The 19,030-nt window shown below is 68.2% G+C and carries 17 protein-coding genes; 6 read left to right on the top strand and 11 right to left on the bottom strand.

Going from position 1 to position 19,030, the window contains the following annotated elements; genetic code table 11:
- Window positions 1-146 precede the first annotated feature (146 nt).
- Window positions 147-710, top strand: coding sequence for a hypothetical protein (locus tag J7I89_RS03290; RefSeq protein WP_214967250.1), 564 nt, complete (start codon window positions 147-149; stop codon window positions 708-710).
- Window positions 711-767: 57 nt separating this feature from the next.
- Here the strand turns inward: J7I89_RS03290 and J7I89_RS03285 are convergent, their stop codons facing one another.
- Window positions 768-1,661, bottom strand: coding sequence for a rhodanese-related sulfurtransferase (locus J7I89_RS03285; protein WP_214967248.1), 894 nt, complete (start codon window positions 1,659-1,661; stop codon window positions 768-770).
- Between the two features lie 203 nt (window positions 1,662-1,864).
- On the opposite strand from J7I89_RS03285, the gene J7I89_RS03280 reads away from it, so the two are divergent.
- Together J7I89_RS03280 and J7I89_RS03275 are read left to right on the top strand one after the other, a co-directional pair.
- Window positions 1,865-2,557 carry a GNAT family N-acetyltransferase gene (locus tag J7I89_RS03280; protein WP_214967247.1) on the top strand — a complete coding sequence of 231 codons (693 nt, stop codon included), beginning with the start codon at window positions 1,865-1,867 and terminating at the stop codon, window positions 2,555-2,557.
- Between the two features lie 91 nt (window positions 2,558-2,648).
- Complete coding sequence (locus J7I89_RS03275) at window positions 2,649-5,048, top strand: DEAD/DEAH box helicase (protein WP_214967244.1); 2,400 nt, start codon at window positions 2,649-2,651, stop codon at window positions 5,046-5,048.
- 86 nt (window positions 5,049-5,134) lie between these two features.
- Here J7I89_RS03275 and J7I89_RS03270 read toward each other — a convergent pair whose 3' ends face one another.
- From J7I89_RS03270 to ssd, 7 genes are all read right to left on the bottom strand, one after another.
- Entirely contained in the window at window positions 5,135-5,506 is a 372-nt protein-coding gene (locus J7I89_RS03270; protein WP_214967243.1) for an Rv3654c family TadE-like protein, read from the bottom strand.
- The gene (locus J7I89_RS03265) at window positions 5,503-5,901 is read right to left on the bottom strand and encodes a TadE family type IV pilus minor pilin (RefSeq protein ID WP_308159789.1); all 399 of its coding nucleotides are present in this window, start codon (window positions 5,899-5,901) and stop codon (window positions 5,503-5,505) included. Before J7I89_RS03265 ends, J7I89_RS03270 begins: the two co-directional genes overlap by 4 nt.
- Before the next feature lie 146 nt (window positions 5,902-6,047).
- Entirely contained in the window at window positions 6,048-6,413 is a 366-nt protein-coding gene (locus J7I89_RS03260; protein WP_374101992.1) for a DUF4244 domain-containing protein, read from the bottom strand.
- A gap of 72 nt (window positions 6,414-6,485) precedes the next feature.
- Complete coding sequence (locus J7I89_RS03255; protein WP_214967239.1) at window positions 6,486-7,100, bottom strand: type II secretion system F family protein; 615 nt, start codon at window positions 7,098-7,100, stop codon at window positions 6,486-6,488.
- Between the two features lie 163 nt (window positions 7,101-7,263).
- The gene (locus J7I89_RS03250; RefSeq protein WP_374101990.1) at window positions 7,264-8,187 is read right to left on the bottom strand and encodes a hypothetical protein; all 924 of its coding nucleotides are present in this window, start codon (window positions 8,185-8,187) and stop codon (window positions 7,264-7,266) included.
- The gene (locus J7I89_RS03245) at window positions 8,184-9,503 is read right to left on the bottom strand and encodes a TadA family conjugal transfer-associated ATPase (RefSeq protein ID WP_214967236.1); all 1,320 of its coding nucleotides are present in this window, start codon (window positions 9,501-9,503) and stop codon (window positions 8,184-8,186) included. Before J7I89_RS03245 ends, J7I89_RS03250 begins: the two co-directional genes overlap by 4 nt.
- Window positions 9,500-10,774, bottom strand: coding sequence for a septum site-determining protein Ssd (ssd, locus tag J7I89_RS03240; RefSeq protein ID WP_308159788.1), 1,275 nt, complete (start codon window positions 10,772-10,774; stop codon window positions 9,500-9,502). Before ssd ends, J7I89_RS03245 begins: the two co-directional genes overlap by 4 nt.
- 218 nt (window positions 10,775-10,992) lie before the next feature.
- Here ssd and J7I89_RS03235 point away from each other — a divergent pair, with 218 nt between their 5' ends.
- Window positions 10,993-12,852 carry a bifunctional 3'-5' exonuclease/DNA polymerase gene (locus J7I89_RS03235; protein ID WP_251044865.1) on the top strand — a complete coding sequence of 620 codons (1,860 nt, stop codon included), beginning with the start codon at window positions 10,993-10,995 and terminating at the stop codon, window positions 12,850-12,852.
- Between the two features lie 261 nt (window positions 12,853-13,113).
- Window positions 13,114-13,311 (top strand): DUF1508 domain-containing protein, encoded by a 198-nt coding sequence (locus tag J7I89_RS03230; protein WP_214967234.1) that lies wholly within the window; start codon window positions 13,114-13,116, stop codon window positions 13,309-13,311.
- Here the strand turns inward: J7I89_RS03230 and J7I89_RS03225 are convergent.
- The 3 genes from J7I89_RS03225 to J7I89_RS03215 form a co-directional block, all read right to left on the bottom strand.
- The gene (locus J7I89_RS03225; RefSeq protein WP_214967233.1) at window positions 13,308-13,985 is read right to left on the bottom strand and encodes a CoA pyrophosphatase; all 678 of its coding nucleotides are present in this window, start codon (window positions 13,983-13,985) and stop codon (window positions 13,308-13,310) included. The genes J7I89_RS03230 and J7I89_RS03225 overlap by 4 nt on opposite strands.
- Window positions 13,982-14,749, bottom strand: a complete 768-nt coding sequence (gene nth, locus J7I89_RS03220; RefSeq protein ID WP_214967465.1) for an endonuclease III — start codon at window positions 14,747-14,749, stop codon at window positions 13,982-13,984. Before nth ends, J7I89_RS03225 begins: the two co-directional genes overlap by 4 nt.
- Window positions 14,750-14,966: 217 nt before the next feature.
- The gene (locus J7I89_RS03215; protein ID WP_251044864.1) at window positions 14,967-16,559 is read right to left on the bottom strand and encodes a hypothetical protein; all 1,593 of its coding nucleotides are present in this window, start codon (window positions 16,557-16,559) and stop codon (window positions 14,967-14,969) included.
- A 432-nt stretch (window positions 16,560-16,991) separates the two neighbouring features.
- Between J7I89_RS03215 and acs the strand changes: the two genes are divergently transcribed.
- Complete coding sequence (gene acs, locus J7I89_RS03210; RefSeq protein ID WP_214967461.1) at window positions 16,992-18,986, top strand: acetate--CoA ligase; 1,995 nt, start codon at window positions 16,992-16,994, stop codon at window positions 18,984-18,986.
- Window positions 18,987-19,030 lie beyond the last annotated feature (44 nt).

The following is a 19,030-nucleotide window of genomic DNA, read 5'->3' as shown; positions in this document are numbered from 1 at the left end:
CCCTTGCAAGTTCCCAGGTTCCAGGTCACAGTCGGGAACCATGCCCCACGGGACGGCGGGCTGCGCTGAACTCCGCCGACATGCGCTTGCAGCCAGGTGTTCATCCGCCTATGGTCTCGCGCCACCGGCAGGCTTAAAGTCGGAGTATGCCCACGGTGCGGATGTTCTCCGTGCATTGTCTCGTTGGGCGGTATCCGCGGGTTCCGCGACAGCGGAACCCGGCAGCCGCCGTCGTGGTTTCCGCTGTGCTGGCCGCCGCAGCCGCCCTGGCCGGATGTGAATACAGTTACGACGACGGCCGCGGCGAGCTCCCCCGAGCCCCTGTGGTGACCGACGCGGCGATACCGCGGGATCCCCTCCAAGACCGGCCCGTCTCGGGCGCCGAGCTCGACGCGTGGGCCAAGGAGGTACTGCCGGACGCCGAGGGGCAGGTTTTTCACATTAACTACGGGACCGTGACCGCGGGCCGCCAAAAGACCGGGACCACGGGACAGCTGCCCAGCGGAACATACTCCCTCACGCTGGCCTGCCGGAGCGAGCGGAGAGTCTCCTTCACGGTGCGCGACGCCGAATTCGCGCTGGTGGACCTCAGCCTGCGGTGCGGCACGTCGCGGGTCAACGTTGTGCACCTTTCTAAGGACTCCGTGCTCCGGATGACGGTGGAGGCCAGGTCGGACGCAAACTTCGCCTACCGCATCAGCAGGATCTGACGGGTTGCCAGTGCGCCGGTGCCAGTGACGCTCAGGCACGCGGGGGGCCGGGCGGGGTCAGGCCGCGCAACCGTCCGGGCAGCGCAGGGTTTCCGGGCTGGAGGCGCACCCGGCGCAGTACAGCGTGAGCGTGCGGCAGCTGGGGTTCGAACAGTTCTCGAATTTGTTCGTGGGTGCCGCACAGCGGACGCACTCGCCGATGGTCTTGGCGTCCTCGCTAAATTCAAGGTGCATGCGCTTGTCAAAGACGTACAGCGAGCCTTCCCAGAGGCCCTGGTCCTTGAACGCTTCGCCGTACCGGACGATGCCGCCGTCAAGCTGGTACACCTCCTTAAAGCCCCGGTTCACCATGAGGCTGGAGAGCACCTCGCAGCGGATGCCGCCAGTGCAGTAGGTGACCACCGGCTTGTCCTTGAGGGAGTCGTACTTGCCGGAGTCGAGTTCCTTGATGAAGTCATGCGTGGTGGCGACATCCGGGACAATCGCATCCTTGAACTTGCCGATCTGCGCCTCGAAGGCGTTGCGCCCGTCGAAGAAGACAACCTCTTCGCCGCTCTGCTTCTTTGCGTCCACCAGCTCGTGGAGCTCCTCGGGCTTAAGGTGCGTTCCGCCGCCCACGACGCCGTTCTCGTTCACCTTCAGCTCCCCCGGGGCGCCGAAGGAAACGATCTCGTCGCGGACCTTGACGCTCAGCCGCGGGAAGTCCTCCGCCCCGCCGTCGGACCACTTCACGTCGATGCCGTGGAAGCCCTTGTATTCACGGGTGGTCTTCACGTACTGCTTGACGGCGTTAAGCTCACCGCCGACGGTGGCATTGATGCCGTCCCTGGAGATGAGGATGCGCCCGGTCAGACCGAGCTTTTCGCAGAGAGCTCGCTGCCAGAGCCGGACGGCGTCCGGGTCCGCGATGGGGGTAAAGCCGTAAAAGAGCACGATTCGGTTCAAAGCCACGTATTTAAGGGTACTTGGTGCATAGAAACCTCCGGACTCAGGGGACTGAAGGCGAAGGCACGAGGTACGGCACTCCGGTTTTCGGGGCGTCCGCGAGGGAGCCCCACGACGGGCCGCCACGTTGCCGGGCCCAGCCCATCACAATTGCATAAGCAAGTTCCAAAGCCCTGTTACTTGTGACAGCGCTGGAATAGTCTCATCACATGACGCCAGAAGCCATGGTTGGAGATATCACCCATCTGCTTGAAGTCTGGGTAGCCGGCTGGGCTGGCTGCCGGGGCTACGAGACCGCCACAGAAGGTCGGTTCCCGGCCGCCCTGCGTGCCGACACCACCGGGGACTGGGAGTATTTTGCGTCAGACCCCTCGGACACTGAGTTTACTGCGCTGGCCGCCAAGACGGCCGAGGTTCCGGCCCGGGTGCTAACCATCCTGACCAATGATGTACTTCGCTACAAGACCTTGGCAGAGCAGCACGGGCTCAACGTCACGTCGGCGTCCCAGAGCATGATGGTCGTGGACATGGAAACCCAGGACGCCGAGGATCCGTGGCTATCCGACGATGAACTGTCGCTGGAAACGACAGAATCCAACGGCGTTCACCATGCCGTGGTGCGCGCCGGCGACACGCTGGCGGCGAGCGGGCAGGTCTTCGTTGTCAACGGGACCGCGGTGTTCGACAAGATCGTGACCGAGCCGGCCTTCCAACGTCGCGGGCTGGGCAGCTTCATCATGAAGGCGCTGGCGGCCCAGGCGTTCGAGCATGACGTGGAGGACGGCCTGTTGCTGGCGTCCCTCGACGGACAGAAGCTGTACTCGCACCTTGGCTGGACCTCGGTATGCCACGTCCTGATGCTCTCCGCCTCCGATGAGGGCGCCGACCTTTCCGTAAGCTGACAGTCCTCTCCACGCGGCTCCGGGCAGGCTCCGGCCTGGGTACCGGATTGGGTTTCGGCGGCGATTTTTACCCGGATGAAACAATGTTGGGGTGAACCCCCATGACTCGCTGATTCCTTTGCTGGGCCGCGGCCCGGACCCGGAGCAGCTCCGGCATGTGCGGACCATCCCGGCCCGCGAGGCGGTGCACGAACCGTGGCCTGACTGGGCCCATCCGGACATTGTGAGGGCTTACGGCAATCTGGGCATCCAGCAGCCCTACCGTCATCAGGTCCGGGCGGCCAACATTGCCCATGCCGGCGAGCACGTCGTGATCGCCACCGGCACGGCGTCCGGAAAGTCGCTGGCCTACCAGCTGCCGGCGCTGGACGCGATCCACCGTTCCGAGCTCCGCGTCCTCTCCGAGCCCGGAAAAATCCACGACGACGGCGCCGTGACACTCTATCTCTCCCCCACCAAGGCGCTGGCCGCCGACCAGCTCGCGGCGATCCGCTCGTTGAAGCTCCCGACCGTCCGGGCCGAAACCTACGACGGCGACACGGACCAGGCCTCGCGGCGATGGATCCGGGACCACGCCAACTTCATCCTGGCCAACCCTGACATGCTGCACTTCGGAATCCTGCCCAACCATGCCTGGTGGGCGGGGTTTTTCCGGCGGCTGCGCTACGTGATCGTGGACGAGGCCCACAGCTACCGGGGTGTCTTCGGATCCCACGTGGCCAACCTGATGCGGCGGCTGCGGCGCATCTGCGCCTACTACGGAGCCGGCACGTCCTTCCCCGGCCCGGTCTTCATCGCGGCTTCCGCCACGGCGTCGGAACCCGAGACCTCATTTGGCCGGCTGATCGGCGCGCCCGTCCGCGGCGTGGCCGAAGATTTCTCACCGCACGGCGCCACCACAGTGGCGTTCTGGGAGCCCGCGCTGACCGAGGTGCGGGGCGAGAACGGCGCCAAGGAACGCCGGACTGCCGTGGCCGAGACCGCCGACCTGCTCGCGAACCTTGTCTCTTCCCGGATCCGTACCATCGCTTTCATCAAGTCCAGGCGGGGCGCCGAAACCATCTCGTCGATCGCTAAACGGCTGCTTGACGAGGTTGATCCGAGCCTGCCCCAACGAGTGGCCGCGTACCGGTCCGGCTATCTCCCGGAGGAACGCCGCGCCCTGGAAAAGGCGCTGAGGGCAGGCCAGCTGCTAGGCATTTCGAGCACATCAGCCCTCGAGCTGGGCATCGACATCTCTGGGCTTGACGCGGTGCTGGTCGCCGGCTGGCCCGGGACCAGGGCATCCCTTTTCCAGCAGATCGGCAGGGCGGGCCGCGCCGGGCAGGATGCGATCGCCGCCTTCGTGGCCAGCGACGACCCGCTGGACACCTACTTGGTGAACCATCCCGAGGCCATCTTCGACGTGTCGGTCGAGGCAACCGTCTTTGACCCGTCGAACCCCTACGTGCTCGGACCCCATCTGTGCGCCGCCGCTGCCGAGCTTCCGGTGGGCGTGGCGGAGCTGCCTCTTTTCGGTGCCACGGCCGAGAAGCTCCTCGGACAGCTGGTAGCCCAGGGCTACCTGCGGCGACGCCCGGCCGGATGGTTCTGGACTCATCCCCAGAGCGCGGCCGGCATGGTGAACCTGAGGGCCGACGGCGGAGGACCGGTGAGCATCGTTGACGCAGACACGGGGTCACTGCTGGGGACCATGGATTCGCCGCAGACCCATTACCAGGCGCACACCGGCGCCATCTATGTCCATCAGGGCGACAGCTATGTGGTGGAGGACCTGAACGAGGCCGATCACTGCGTGGTGGTGCGCCGAGCCAACCCCGACTACTACACCACCGCCCGGGACATAACCCAGATTGAGGTGCTCGAAACCCGGCGGTCGGTCCAGTGGGGGGACGTCGCCGTGCACTTCGGCGATGTGAAGGTAACGACACAGGTGGTCTCATTTCAGCGGAAGGCACTGATTTCGAATGAGGTGCTGGGCGAGGAGCCCCTGGAGCTCGGCGCACGGGAGCTGTTTACGAAGGCCGTGTGGTTCGTCATGGACAACCGGTCGCTCACCGGAGCCGGCCTGATCGAGGCACAGTTCCCCGGCGCCCTCCACGCCGCAGAGCACGCCGCCATCGGGCTGCTGCCGCTGGTTGCGTCGAGCGACCGCTGGGACATCGGCGGCGTTTCCACCGCGATCCACGCGGACACCGGCGTGCCCACCATATTTGTGTACGACGGGCACCCCGGCGGCGCGGGCTTTGCGGAGCGGGGCTTCGACAAGGCCAAGGTGTGGCTTACTGCCACAAGGGACGCCATCGAGGCATGCGAGTGCGAGTCCGGATGTCCCTCGTGTGTCCAGTCTCCGAAATGTGGGAACAAGAACAACCCGCTGGACAAGGACGCCGCCGTGACGCTGATCGACGTCCTGCTCCGGGACGCGACGGAGACCGCGGCCCCGCCGCATGAACGTGCGGCGGATCCTCGCGCGTCCACTGCCCTTTAGGGCCGCGGCCTTTGGTCTGCCGCCTCTTTAGGGCCCGGCCTTCCGCTGCAACCCCGTCAGGGCCGCGGCTTTTGGGCTGCCGCCCCTTAGGGCGGCGGCCCGGCCCGGGCATGCCCGGCGGCCGCGCCGAGAATGGCACCGGCTATCAGTTCGGTGCGAACCTCAACGGACTGATCACCTCCCTCGACACAACTGACCAGCCTCGCATCGTGCCGGGCTGCCACGGCTGCCGCTACCAGGCAGGGTTCCCCGGCAGAAACACCACGCAGTGCGTCCGCAGCCGCCAGGGCGGCGAGATCGGCCGCGGCCGCTGCCCTGGAGGCCATCACCGCTGCCTGCGCCAGCAGGAGGAGCATGACCATGGCCGCAAGGACCACCAGGCCGAGGCCTGCAGCCAGCACGGTGCCCGAGCCCCGCTCCGGATCCTGTTCCCCGTCCGGCTGTTTGCCACGGCTCATGCGTGCCCCCTCGCGGAAGGGCCCTCCCATGTGCCGGGCACGGCCGGAGCGACGGTAGGCGGGAATGACACGGATTCTGCCGTTTCGCCCCGGGCCTCGGCCTTGGCTGTCAGTGTCCACGGAACCACGGTGCCAAAGGGTCCGGCCACACGGTCCGACACTGTAACGCTCAGCCATTCGCCGTCCGCCACCACAGCTGATGATGCCGTGGCACCCGCCAGCTTCCTGACCGTTCCCTCGACGGCGAGCGGCTCCTCTCCGCGGGCCAGCGCCCGGGCGCCGGCCCGGGCCGCCTCCTCCAGCCGGAGCTGGGTAATTCCTGCCGCAGACCCCGCCAGCAGCATGGCCAGGAGCAGCAGGACGGCAGGAAGTGCGACTGCGAATTCCGCGGTCACGGCACCGCGGGTGTTCCTTCCGCGGGCCCTCCCCCGGCCGCGGGGATTCCCCGCCCAGCGGCCCAATCGCTGCTGCACCGTCCTGCCCCGGGAGCGTCCGGTCCCCGACGGCGGTGCCGCCGCCAGTGGGGCCTGCGGTAGCAGGCTCACGGCAAAGCCAGCGCCGTACGGATCAGGTTGAGCAGGAAGCCTCGGACTTCGTCGCTGCGCAGGATGAACACGAGGAGCCCGGCGAATCCGACCGCGGCCAGGGTGGCTATGGCATACTCGGCCGTCGCCATCCCGGCCTCGGAGGCCATGAGGCGCCGCCGCGTGCGCGCTTTGATGCGAGGCGCAGAACTGGCTCCCGGGTAGATCTCCCGGACAGCTCCGTCTCCGCCGTCCGGATACAGGGGCTGGGCCTCGCTGATGCCGTGTTGATTCAGGGACATAGTTTTCCTTTCTGGGTATCCGGCGGGATTGCCGGTTAGTCCGACTGTTCCGCCTGCCGTGCGGGCCGGTAAGTGACGAATCTGCCTAAGTGGATAAGACGCGTCGGTGCCGCCGTGTGGAGGAAAAGTGCCTGTTTGGCAACGGGACGGCGGTCAGGCTCCGGAGGGCACCAGCGCAAGCAGCACGGGCACGACGCCTAGGCAGATGAACGCCGGGAGGGAGCAGAGGCCCAACGGAATCACGAGCTTGACGCTGAGGGACGCTGCGCGCTTTTCGGCAGACCGGAACCGCTCGCGCCTCATTCCGGCGGCCTGGGCATAGAGAATGGCCGAGGACGGCGCGCCGGTCAGCGCGGCGAAGCCCAGGGCGTCGCGAAGGGCAAGTATCTCGGGTGAGCGCGCCGCTGAACTCCGCCAAGCGGTTTCCCAGTCAGCTCCAATGGCCATGGCCCCCACGACAGGCCTCAGCGACCCGCTGTACTCGGGTGAGGCTGCGGCTGCCACCAATTCCAGGGACCGCCCGATCCCTGATCCGGCGTCGAGCATGGCTGCGACCAGCTCCAGCATCATTGCGGTGTCGCGCAGTCCGGTCCTGTGCCCGGCGGAAGCGGACCTGCCGGAGGCGCCGCCGTGCGTCGCAGTGGTCAGGATGAGGCCGCTTCTGCCGAGAAGGCGCCTGCGTGTGCGCGAATGGCCGGTGAAGGCGAGCGCCGCAGCAGCGGCCAAAACCATCGCCACGAGCGCAGCGGAAAGAGTCGGCCCGGTCATGCGTCTGCACCCGTCATGCCGGGGTTCAGCGGCGCTGCTGCCCCCGCCATATCGGGGCCTCGTGGCACCGGGGCCGGAACAATTCGCCAGCCCGGTCTTGCCGCCCGACACAGGCCTGGAGCCGGGCACAGGCCTGTCACTTGCTTGTCACGTCGCAGCCCAGTCATGGCACTGCCGCTCCGGCCGCGGCCCGCACCAGCCTGGCCGACCACAGCCTGCCAGCAACGGTTAGGACGATGCCAGCGACGAGTGCCGCCACGCCGATGGGTGTTCCGAGCAGCATCGCCAGCGGATCCACGCCCAGGCAGAATCCCAGCCCGAGTCCGAGCAAGGGAAGCCAGGTCAGCAGCGTAACTGTCGCCTTGGGTCCGGCGAGGGCGGTCTGACGGGCTGCTTCGGCGTCGTCCTCAACCTCGAGCTGCGCCGCGAAGCGGGTCAGCACGTCGGCCAGCGGACAGCCGCTTGCCTCAGCGATGTCGAAGCAGGCGGCCAGCTCCTGCCAAATCCGCGGTTCGCGGCTGCCGCCAGCATGACCGGATGACGCCGCTGCAAAACGAATCGCCTCGGCCACGGGCGAGCCGCGCATGGCCGCCCCGCGCGCCGCAGCCAGGACCGCCGCAGAGCCGGGACTGAGCCGCGGCCCGCCGGAGCCTCCGTCTGCGGGACCGGATCCTCCGTACACCCGGCACAATTCGTCCCAGAGGCGGGCCGGCGTCCGCCCGCCCTTCAGCAGGGCAGCAAGCTGCTGAACAAGTACTGTGAGGGGCACCGCGGCGTCCTTGCGCCCCCGGCCAAGGCGGCGGCCGTTGGGGCCACTGTGGCCAGCCGCTGACAAGCCCTGACCGTCCCGGACCTCGCGGCCGCTCCTCTGACGATGGTGCAGGGACGGTCCGCCCCTGGGAGGAAATCCGGGGGCATCCGGGGACCTGGCGCTTCCCCGCCCCGTCGCTCCTCCCCTGTTCCAGGCGGCCCGGCTCCCAGCGGCGCTCCCGGCGAAGGCCTTGCGGACCCTGCGGTGCAGCCCGCGCGGCGGCCGCAGGATCAGCCAGAGGGCAACAGCCATCACGCCAATGAGAACGGCGATCACGCTGCAGCTCCCCTTGTTCCAAGCACCTCTTCCTGCGGCGGCGCTTGTGCCGGAACAGACGCCAACCGGGGGTCCATGCCGAGGCGGCAGGCCAGGCCATCCCACGCAGGCCCGGTGACCAGCCGTCCGCCCGAATTCTCCAGTGCCACGGCCACGCCAAGTCCGCCGGACGCCTCCGTCAGGACACCCACGCAGGCCACATACCGTCCGTGCCGGGATCTTGCCACGTGCACCACGATGTCCAGGGCGCTGGCAACCTGCAGCCTGACGGCGTCCTGTCCCAGCCCGGCCAGGGCCCCGAGCGCAGTGAGCCGCGCCGGTACTGCGCCGGCGGCGTTGGCGTGGATGGTCCCGCCGCCGCCCGTATGTCCGGTGTTCATCGCGGTGAGGAGCTCACGCACTTCAGCGCCCCGGCATTCCCCGACCACCAGCCGGTCCGGACGCATTCTCAGCGCCTGGCGGACCAACTCACCCAGATCCACCTCGCCGCCGCCTTCCAGGTTGCCGTGGCGCGATTCAAGCTGGACAACGTGCGGGTGCACCGGGTTCAGCTCGGCGGCGTCCTCGATCAGGACCAGCCGTTCGCCGGGATGACAAAGTCCGAGCAGCGTGGACAGCAGGGTGGTTTTCCCTGACCCCGTGGCACCGCTGACCAGAAAGCTCAGCCGCTGCTCCACCATGCGCTCCAGTACAGACTGCACCAGCGGGCCGAACATCCCTCCCTCCCGAAGCTCGGCCATGGAAAAAACCTGTTCTCGCCGGATCCTGACGCTCAGGAGCGTCCCGGATGCGGAGATGGGAGGCAGGACTGCGTGAACACGGTAGCCGCCCTCGAGCCGAACATCCACGCAGGGTGATCCGTCGTCCAGGCGCCGTCCGCCCGCTGCCACCAGCCTGGCCGCAAGGGCCCGGACCTGCGCTTCCCCGGCGAACACCACAGGTGCCCGTTCAATGCCCCTGCCGCGGTCCAGCCACACGGAACCGGGCGCGTTGACGAATATGTCGGTCACCGACGGATCCCTGACCAGCTGCTGCAGGGGCCCGAGCCCGTTTAGTTCAGCACTGATGCGTTCGACGGCGGCGAGGGACCCGGCGGTACCGAGCAATTTCCCGGTGGCCTGGACGGCGGCCGCCACCCGCGACGGTGTGACCGGCCCGGCGTCGGCCATGACGGACTCGCGCACGGTTTCCAGCAGGCCCGCGTCGAGGACCCTCGCCGCCCGCCGCCGACCGGCGCTCTCCGTCAGCCCTGAGCTTGCGGCGGCGCCGGGCCGCGGGCCGACACCTGGCCCGGGGACGCTCGAGTGTGCACTCACCGGATGTCCCCGGCCAGCAGCTCATCGTCAAGCAGGTCCAGCACCGACGCCGCGAAGCGCCGCACGCTCTTCCTCTTGCCGTGTTCCAGTAGGCGACCGAGTTCGGAGGCCGCTGCGGTGCCGCGCACTTCCGGCATCCGCCCGTGCAACGGAAGCCCTACAGACTCCGCAATCAGGGCTTCGTCCAGCGCAACGCCGGCTTTGCCCCTGACAAGCAGCGCCGACTCCACGGGCGGAAGCTCCTGCAACAGCCGGGCGGCAGCGACAGCGGCCTTCAGCTGTGCCGGGACCACGATGAGCAGGCGGTCGCAGTCCCAGGCAAAAGTCCGCAGGGGTTCGGCATTCCTGCCGATGTCGACGATGACCAACTCGTAGCCCCGCCGTGCGGCGTCGAGCACGCCGCCTACGCTGGCCGAGTCGACAGCCGGCGGCCTTTCCCTGGTGCCGGGCCACGACAGGAACGAAAACCCGCCAGCCAGGGGCAGGGCGTCGGCGAGCTGCTCTGGGTCGATACTGCCGCTGGCATCAGACAGGTCCGGCCAGCGGAGGCCTGGCGATTCCTCTGCCGCCAAGGCAAGTTCGAGCCCGCCGCCCCAGGGGTCGGCGTCCACGAGCAGGACCCTTGCGCCAAGGCCCGCCGCTGCCTGGGCAAGCCAGATCGCCGCCGTGGTGGCACCTGCACCCCCGCAACCGCCGGTAACGCCCAGCACCACTCCTCCGGCCTCCGGTGCACGTGAGCGGCTGAGGTATTCGGCGAGCCACGCCGCGGCGTCGGGAAGGACGGCCACGCGCTGCGCGCCAAGGGCCGCTCCGAGGTGCCACAAGGCGTCCCCCTCCCCGCTCAGGCCCACCAGAACGGCTGGCGCGCGGCGGCGTGGGGGCAGGTCACGAATATCGCTGCCCAGCAGTACGGCCGCGGCAGAATCCCAGTAGGGAGCGGCCTCCGCAATGTCGGCCGCCACGCGCAGGCGGCCGCCGGCGGCCGCCACGATCCGCTCCACCTCAGCCTGGAGAAACGCGAAGGCGGTGACCAGCAGTACCTCGTTCGCCTCAACGGGGAGCCACGGTTCCGGACCACGGTCAGTCTGCCGGATCCTCCCCGCCCGCTCGGCGGCAGAAGCCCGCAACGCAGCCGGACGGTGCCCGGCAGGTTCACCTGGTTCACTGGCCGCCACGCGCTGCGCGGGGATGCCTGGACCGGGCGGCAGGGCCGCCTGAACGATATCCGGTTCGGACGCTCTTTCCTGGTTCCGTGCGTGATGCCTGCTCATGCAGCCACTCTGCCGAAAAGGTCAGCGGACGGTCAGGGTCAGATCGTCCTATGTGGACAACCGGCCGGCGCGCCCTGTGGAAGACACGTCCTGCGGAGAATGCGTCCTGCCACGCGGCCGGTCAGGTACAGCGCCCGGATCCCGGTCCCGACATGTCCCGCAATCGCCGGAAAGCGAGGCGGCTGAGAAGATTATCCGTGGCAAGGCAGAATTGAGGCATGTATCTGTTGCTCGCCGCCCACGCTGACGGCGCAGTCATCCAGGAACTCACCGCCGCGGGCCTGCCCCATCCCGGCAATCCGGAACCCCGGATCATCAGGCGGAACCCCACTGCAGAATCCTCCGCACCGGGCAACCATGCCGGCCCGCCCAGCCACACGGCTCTGGGAAAAACCGCACACGCCAGCCACACCAGCGGAACCGGAACAGGAACCGGAACAGGAACCGGCACCGGCAACGGAACCGGCCCCAACAGCGGAACCGGACTCGCCGCCGTCGTGCGTGAACTCGAAAAGCAGCGTCCGCGCTGGATCTGGCACCGGACGCAGGACTGGTACCCGGCACTGCTGCAGGCCGGCGTCGAGCTGGAGCGCTGCTACGATCTCGCACTGTGCGGCGCCATCCTGGCGCATTCGGAGTTCACGGCGCACACGTCCTATGCGAAAAACGCCGAGAAGCTGACGCAGGATGACGATCTCCAGCCGCCGCGGGCGCTTCAGCCACCGCCTCCGCCCGCCGATCAGGGTGCACTCTTCGACGACCCCGGCCTGAGGTCCGAACCCCGGCATACCCCCGGGGAGCTCCGCGCCGAGTACGCCGCCCAGCAGGAGGCTCTGGCGGGCGCGAGCGCGGACGGCAACCGGAGGCAGCGGCTCCAGCTCCTGCTCGCCGCCGAATCGGCCGGGGCCATGATCGCCGCCGAGATGCAGCATTCCGGCGTGCCGTGGCGGGAGGAGCTGCACCAGCAGATTCTCGCCGAGTATCTGGGCCCGCGCCCGCCGCTCGGGCACCGGCCTGCCAAGCTCGAGGCACTCAACATGGAACTCCGGCGGCTCCTGAATTCGCCAAGCCTGAACCCGGATTCACCGCAGGAACTCATGCGCGCCCTGCACCGGAACGGCATCGAGGTGAAGTCGACCAGGCAGTGGGAGCTGAAGGAGTCCAGCCATCCGGCCATCGAGCCCCTGCTGGCGTACAAGAAGCTCTCGCGGCTGCACACCGCGAACGGATGGGCGTGGCTGGACGCCTGGGTGAAGAACGGCCGCTTCCAGCCCGAGTACGTGGTGGGCGGCGTAGTATCGGGGCGCTGGGCCTCACGCGGCGGCGGTGCCCTGCAGATCCCGCGCCAGATCCGCGGCGCGGTGCATGCCGACCCCGGCCACAAACTGATCGTCGCGGACGCCGCCCAACTGGAACCGCGCGTTCTGGTGGCCCTCGCCCAGGACTCCACCATGGCCGAGGCGGCCCGCGACCAGGACCTCTACGCGGGCATCGCCGCCAAGGGATTCGGCGGCGACCGCGGCAAGGCCAAGATCGCCCTCCTGGGCGCCATGTACGGCGCCACCTCCGGCGAGGCAGGCCGGCTCATGCCGCAGCTGGCCCGCACCTACCCGCGCGCCGTCGGCTTCGTGGAGCGGGCGGCCCGCGACGGCGAAGCCGGGAAGACCGTCACCTCCCGCCTGGGCCGCAGCAGCCCGCCTCCGTCCGAGCGATGGCTCCTCAGCCAGCGGTCCACCTCAGCGGAGGAGCAGCGGCGCGCCGATTCACTGGCCCGCTCGCGTGGGCGGTTCACGCGCAACTTCGTCGTGCAGGGCTCTGCGGCGGACTGGGCCGCCTGCTGGCTTGCGGAATTACGACGCCGGCTGCGCACCTTGCGTGCCGACGGTTCCGCTTCCGGGGAGCTCGTCTTCTTCCTGCATGACGAGGTCATGGTCCATGCCCCCGATGCCGCCGTGGATGCGTGCATCAGGGCGATCGAGGAAGCCGCCAACGCCGCCAAGGAGCTGCTGTTCGGCCCGATTCCGGTGGAGTTCCCGGTGAGTGTGGCAGTGGTGGACTCCTACGACAACGCGAAGTAGGGACGCCCCGCTCCCGGCCGGTCATCAAAACGGTTCATGAAAACAGCTCATGAGTCGCAGTCAAGGCGTGAGAGTAGCCTCTCAACTGCGGGAAATAAAGTCACATCCGTCCGTCAAGGACACGCACCGTTGAACGAAGTAACGTACCCGCGGGTAGCTCGCCCCGTGTGGTCCAAGACACTAGGCTCGAAAGTGGCCGGGCAGTGGCAGAATCGTTGGCCCGGCATGTGCAAGGAAGCATCAGCAGGGGGTTCCACGCCAATGGCGGGTAAATTTGAAATACACCAGGACGGCGATCAATCCTATAAGTTCCGGCTCATAGACGGGGACGGCAACGTGGTGGCATTGTCACCGCGGTTCAGGACCGTTTCCGGGGTTGTTGAGGGCATCAACGCGATGCGGGAAAATGCCGCAACGGGACTTGTGGTGGACCTGCGGAAGACGCGGCCGCAGGGCTAGAGATCCAGCGGGTGCAGCCGGGTCCGGTCCCAGGGAACGGCCCACCCCAACTGGTCAAACAGTTCATTCAGGATCATGCCGGTAAAGCCCCAGACCACGACTTTGTTCACGGTGAACGCAGGGCTCTGGAATGTCTGGTTCATCCGCGTGACGGTGGCCATCGCCCGGTTTTCCGGATCCAGCAGGTCCCGGACCGGGACGCGGAAGACCTGGGCGGACTCGCCATAGTCCACAACCCGCACGGGCGACGGCGAGGCCCACCATCCGAGGACCGGCGTCACGAGGTAATTGCCGCGGGGAAGCGCCAATTCGGGCAGGACCCCGAGCACATCCACTCCCTCCGGATCCACGCCGGTCTCCTCCTCGGCCTCGCGCAGTGCCGCCGAGACCGGTGACTCGTCCGGATCGATGCCGCCACCGGGAAACGCCACCTGGCCGGGATGGTCGTCCAGCGTGTGCGCGCGCTCAAGGAGCAGGACGTCCAGGTCCGCGGCGACCAGTGGCTTTCCCGAGGTCGCCGGAACGTCGTCCAGCGCACCGAACAGGATCAGCACGGCGGCCTTCCGCGCCACCGAAGCGTCCACCGTAAGTTTGCGCCAGTACGGATTCCGGGCCGGTCCCGTTCCGGCCTTGATCGATTCCACGAGGTCCACCAGGTCCTGGCGGGCGGTCAAGGGACCCTCCGCTGGGATTCCATCCGGATTTCGGCCGCACGGTGGGTCTCGGCCAGGAGCTTCCCGAGGAGTTGCTCGTTTCCCGGCGCAAGCTCGTACTTGAGAAGTTTCGCGGCCTTGGCCGGGTCCGTCTCGCCCAGGCCAAAGCTGGGACACCAGTTGGCCACGGCGCAGGCACCGCACGCAGGCTTCCGGGAATGGCAGACCCGCCGGCCGTGGAACACCACGCGGTGGGACAGCATGGTCCAGTCCCTCGGCTCGAAGAGTTCGGCCACATCGGATTCAATGCGAACGGGATCGTCGGACTCGGTCCAGCCGAAGCGCCGCGCCAGGCGCCCGAAGTGCGTGTCCACGGTGATGCCGGGAATGCCGAAGGCATTTCCCAGCACCACGTTGGCGGTTTTACGTCCGACGCCGGGAAGCGTCACCAGATCTTCCAGCCGGCCCGGAACCACGCCGTCGAACTCGTCCACGAGCCGGTTTCCGAGGGCCAGGAGGTTTTTCGTCTTGGCCCTGAAGAATCCTGTCGGCTTGATGATCGCCTCAAGCTCCGCAGCGTCCGCCTCCGCCATGGCACGCGCATCCGGGTAGCGGGCGAAAAGCAGCGGCGTGATGAGATTGACCGTCACATCTGTGGTCTGCGCGGACAGCACCGTGGCCACCAGGAGCTCAAACGGGTTCCGGAAGTCGAGCTCGGCGTGGGCATAGGGGTACTGCTCGGCAAGTGCCCGGTTGATTCGCCGGGCCCGCCGCTTCAGCGCCAGCGTTGACTCGCCGGAACGGGAGCCGGCACCGGCGGTCCCGGCTCCCTTAGCCGGGACGCCCCCACCCGGGGCGCCCCCAACGTCGGCACCCGACGCCGGGACGGCCGCCGTCGAAGCAGCCGCCGTCGGGCTTCCGGGCACAGTGGTTCCGGGCACAGTGGTTCCGTTCCGGGGAGTGCCGTGCCGTGGTGTGCGGGAGGTGGCCACGGGAGGCCGGCTAGCCGCGCTCGATGTTGCTGAGGTCGCGCAGGACGCCCACGCGGCCGTCCGTGTGCTGGACCAGGAACTCATCGCCCCGGTCCTCGAGCGCCAGCACCCAGCCGCCAGGCTCGATCCCGAACAGCGGTGCGCCGGTGCGCTCATCCACGGCCGTCCGGTGCTGCGCCACCGCGAACCAGAATGCCTCGTGGACCGGCTGCTCCTCGGTTTCTTCGGGCCGGGTCGCGGGATCAACCGTGGCGCCGATCGGCTCCTGCGATTTCACCTGCTCCTGCGGCTTCACCTGCGGATGGACGGCGGTGGCCGGAGTGGCCGACGCCGCCGAACCCGTCACGGCGCCGGTGCCAGTGCCGGCGCCAGTACCCGCGGGCTGGTTCCCCGACTCCGTCCCGGCACCTGCCGCCGCAGCAGCGGTGACCGGAGTACCGTCCAGCTGCGTCTCTTCGGCGGCCGGCGTTGCCGGTTCAGTTGCCAGAGGCCGGGCGGCTGTGGGTGCCTCTGCGGAAGGCACGACGGCGGCAGGTCCCGTCTCGGGGGATGCTGCGGCGCTGCTGGCTGCGTTGGCGGCGGGCCAGGCACCGGCAGACGGCGCCATTCCGGCGCCGGCAGCCGCGGTGCCGGCGGCTGGAGTACCGGCGGTTGGAGTGCCGGCTGCTGGAGTGCCGGCTGTGGCGGCACCCGTTCCCGGCGCCTGGGCTGCGGACTTGCCGCCGAACTTCTGGCCGCCAAAAATCCGGTCGGCCGCCTTCTGGACACCCGCCGCCGGGCCCTGCTCGGTTGGCTTGGCCGGCTTCGGTGCCTTGGCTGCCTTCGGTGCCCGGGCGGGCACGGCCGACTCGCGGGCGGGCACCGCCGACTCGCGGGCGGCGATGTGGGCCGGCACTTCGGCCCGGTCCAGGAAGTCACCGGCGAAAAACGGGATGAACCTGGCCAGCACCGTGGCGGCGAACAGCACCAGGGCGCCAATCAGGGCAACCAGCAGGCTGGGCGTGAACGCTCCTGCGACAGAGAGGAAGAAGAAAGCCACGGCAAAGGAGGCCACAACAGATCCGAACTGATCAATGGACAGCGAGCCGATCCGGACCTTCGTCTCCGGGGCCACCCGGCGCGCTACAAACAGCGCGGCCAGGATGAGCGGCAGCACGATCCCGAGCCCCAGGAAGAACAGGCTCCCGAGGTTCCACAGGTTGTACCGGACGGCAAACATCGGAATCAGCGATGCGATGAAGAGAATCAGCGTGGCCGCGAAAACAGTCAGGTCACGGACGGTGAACGGGCCAAGGACCGCCACGTTCCGCATTCCCGGACCCCTGGCGCCGGCGGAAGCTTTGGAGGGCGAGGCCGCGGAGTTCGCGGATGTCCCGCCCTGCGACTTGGCGGGGTGTGCGTCGTGGCCTCCGGCGGGCGAATCATCCCGCGGCGCTTCCTGGTGTCCGGTTGAACCCCCTTCGGCTCCAGCCTTTCCGGCCGGACCCTGCCCGGCTGGAACCTGCTGACCCAGGTCTCGCTGGGCCGGACCCTGCTGACCGGAGTCCCGCTGGCCTGGACCCTGTTGGGCCAAACCCGGCTGGCCGTGGCTTTGCTGATTCATACTGTTCTCCTTAGCGTGGCGGCACCCGAGCGGCTGTCCAATGCCGGGCGACGCCTAACGGCCGGCGCGCCCGACCTCAAGCGGTCAGGCTGCCTCCGGCCTCTGTCACGAGTCTTTCTCAGCCTAGCCAAGTGCATGGATGATCACTAGCTGACGGGCCGCGGCGGGGCGCCGCAACGCCCGATTCCTGGCGCACCTCCGCACCAATGCCGCGAAGGCACGCGAACCATTCGTCGCTAAATACGCACCGCTCACTGTTCACTTTGTGACGCGGCACACGTGGCCGAACCCGAAGGCGCTAGTCTGTTTTCGGAACAGCTCTTTGCGGTATGTCCGCGATCGGCCGCTGCCCGACGCCGCGCACTGCGGCCGAGTGCCGGCCGGGGACGGCGCATCCCGCGCAGCAAAGATCGATGAATGATGAGGTTCACCATGTCCCACGACACTCCCGGCCCGACGGCCACCGCCGCCACCAGCCAGCAGGGCGATGCTCTCGAAAACCTGCTGCATGAGAACCGGAAGTTCGCCCCGTCCGCGGACTTCGCCGCGAACGCCGTCGTTGGCGCGGAGGTCTACGCCGAGGCCGATGCCGACCGCCCGGCCTTCTGGGCCAAGCAGGCGCGCGAACTACTGACGTGGAACAAGGACTTCACGCAGGCGCTTGACTGGTCCAATCCACCGTTCGCGAAGTGGTTCGTCGGCGGCCAGGTCAACGCCGCGTACAACGCCTTGGACCGGCACGTGGAGAACGGGCTCGGGGACCGGGTGGCCATCTATTTCGAGGGCGAACCCGGCGATTCCCGCGCCTACACCTACGCCGAGCTGACCGAAGAGGTCAAGAAGGCCGCGAATGCTTTCGAGTCCCTCGGCGTGGCCAAGGGCGACCGGGTGGCCGTTTACCTGCCCATGATTCCGGAGGCCGTGATCACCCTGCTCGCCTGCGCCCGGATCGGGGCAGTGCATTCTGTGGTGTTCGGCGGCTTCTCCTCTGACGCCCTGCGGTCCCGGATCGAGGACGCCCAAGCCAAGCTCGTGGTCACCGCCGACGGCACCTACCGGCGCGGCAAGCCCAGCGCCCTGAAGTCCGCCGTGGACCAGGCCCTTGCCACGGACGGGCACAGCGTGCAGAACGTGGTGGTGGTCAAGCGCAACGGCCAGGACGTGGACTGGCACGAAGGACGCGACCACTGGTGGGCGGACACCGTCGAAGCGGCCTCCGCCGAACACACCGCCGTGGGCCACGACTCCGAACACCCGCTGTTCATCCTGTACACCTCCGGCACCACCGGCAAGCCCAAGGGCATCCTGCACACCACCGGCGGGTTCCTCACCCAGACGGCGTACACCCACAAGGCCGTGTTCGACCTGCACCCGGAAACCGACGTCTACTGGTGCACTGCCGACGTCGGCTGGGTCACCGGGCACTCGTATGTCGCCTACGCGCCGCTCATCAACGGCGCCACCCAGGTCATGTACGAGGGCACCCCCGACTCCCCGCACCAGGGCCGCTGGTGGGAGATCGTCCAGAAATACAAGGTCTCCATCCTGTACACCGCGCCCACCGCCATCCGGACGTTCATGAAGTGGGGCCGGGACATCCCGGACAAGTACGACCTCTCCTCCATCCGCGTCCTGGGCTCCGTGGGCGAACCCATCAACCCCGAGGCCTGGATGTGGTACCGCGACGTCATCGGCGGAAACAAGGCCCCGATCGTGGACACCTGGTGGCAGACCGAAACCGGCGCCCAGATGATCGCCCCCCTCCCCGGCGTCACGGAGACCAAGCCCGGCTCAGCGCAGGTGCCGCTGCCCGGCATCGCCGTGGACGTCGTGGATGAGAACGGCGCCTCGGTGCCCAACGGCCACGGCGGCTTCCTGGTGATCCGCGAACCGTGGCCGGCCATGCTCCGCGGCATCTGGGGCGACCCCGAGCGGTTCAAGGAAACCTACTGGTCCCGGTTCGAGACCATGTACTTCGCCGGCGACGGCGCCAAGAAGGACGAGGACGGCGATATCTGGCTCCTGGGCCGCGTGGACGACGTCATGAACATCTCCGGGCACCGGCTCTCCACCACGGAGATCGAATCCGCCCTGGTGAGCCACCCGGCGGTGGCGGAAGCCGCCGTCGTCGGAGCCGCGGACGAAACCACCGGCCAGGCCGTGGTGGCGTTCGTCATCCTGCGCGGCGACGCCGTGGACTCGGGCGATGAAATCGTCCAGGACCTCCGCAACCACGTGGGCAAGGAGATCGGCCCCATCGCCAAGCCCAAGATCGTCCTGGTGGTACCCGAACTGCCCAAGACCCGCTCCGGAAAGATCATGCGCCGGCTGCTCAAGGACGTAGCCGAGGGACGCGCCGTCGGAGACGCCACCACCCTGGCCGACAACACCGTCATGGCCCAGATCGCGGCATCACTGAAGAAATAAGCACAAAACCGCACTTCGCAGGGCCCGGCCGCACCCAGCGGCCG

Origin of the sequence: Arthrobacter sp. ISL-5 (assembly GCF_018613835.1) — a bacterium.
In the GTDB taxonomy this organism is placed as follows: domain Bacteria; phylum Actinomycetota; class Actinomycetes; order Actinomycetales; family Micrococcaceae; genus Arthrobacter.
The sequence above is the reverse complement of the archived record's forward strand: the minus strand, read 5'-3'. Positions and strand labels throughout refer to the sequence as shown.

Bases quoted from the DNA above. Each gene is read 5' to 3' on its own strand.
- J7I89_RS03280 (WP_214967247.1), top strand. From the start codon at position 1,865: ATGACGCCAGAAGCCATGGTTGGAGATATCACCCATCTGCTTGAAGTC.
- J7I89_RS03215 (WP_251044864.1), bottom strand. From the start codon at position 16,559: ATGAATCAGCAAAGCCACGGCCAGCCGGGTTTGGCCCAACAGGGTCCA.
- J7I89_RS03290 (WP_214967250.1), top strand. From the start codon at position 147: ATGCCCACGGTGCGGATGTTCTCCGTGCATTGTCTCGTTGGGCGGTAT.
- J7I89_RS03270 (WP_214967243.1), bottom strand. From the start codon at position 5,506: ATGAGCCGTGGCAAACAGCCGGACGGGGAACAGGATCCGGAGCGGGGC.
- J7I89_RS03230 (WP_214967234.1), top strand. From the start codon at position 13,114: ATGGCGGGTAAATTTGAAATACACCAGGACGGCGATCAATCCTATAAG.
- J7I89_RS03255 (WP_214967239.1), bottom strand. From the start codon at position 7,100: ATGACCGGGCCGACTCTTTCCGCTGCGCTCGTGGCGATGGTTTTGGCC.
- ssd (WP_308159788.1), bottom strand. From the start codon at position 10,774: ATGAGCAGGCATCACGCACGGAACCAGGAAAGAGCGTCCGAACCGGAT.
- J7I89_RS03235 (WP_251044865.1), top strand. From the start codon at position 10,993: ATGTATCTGTTGCTCGCCGCCCACGCTGACGGCGCAGTCATCCAGGAA.
- acs (WP_214967461.1), top strand. From the start codon at position 16,992: ATGTCCCACGACACTCCCGGCCCGACGGCCACCGCCGCCACCAGCCAG.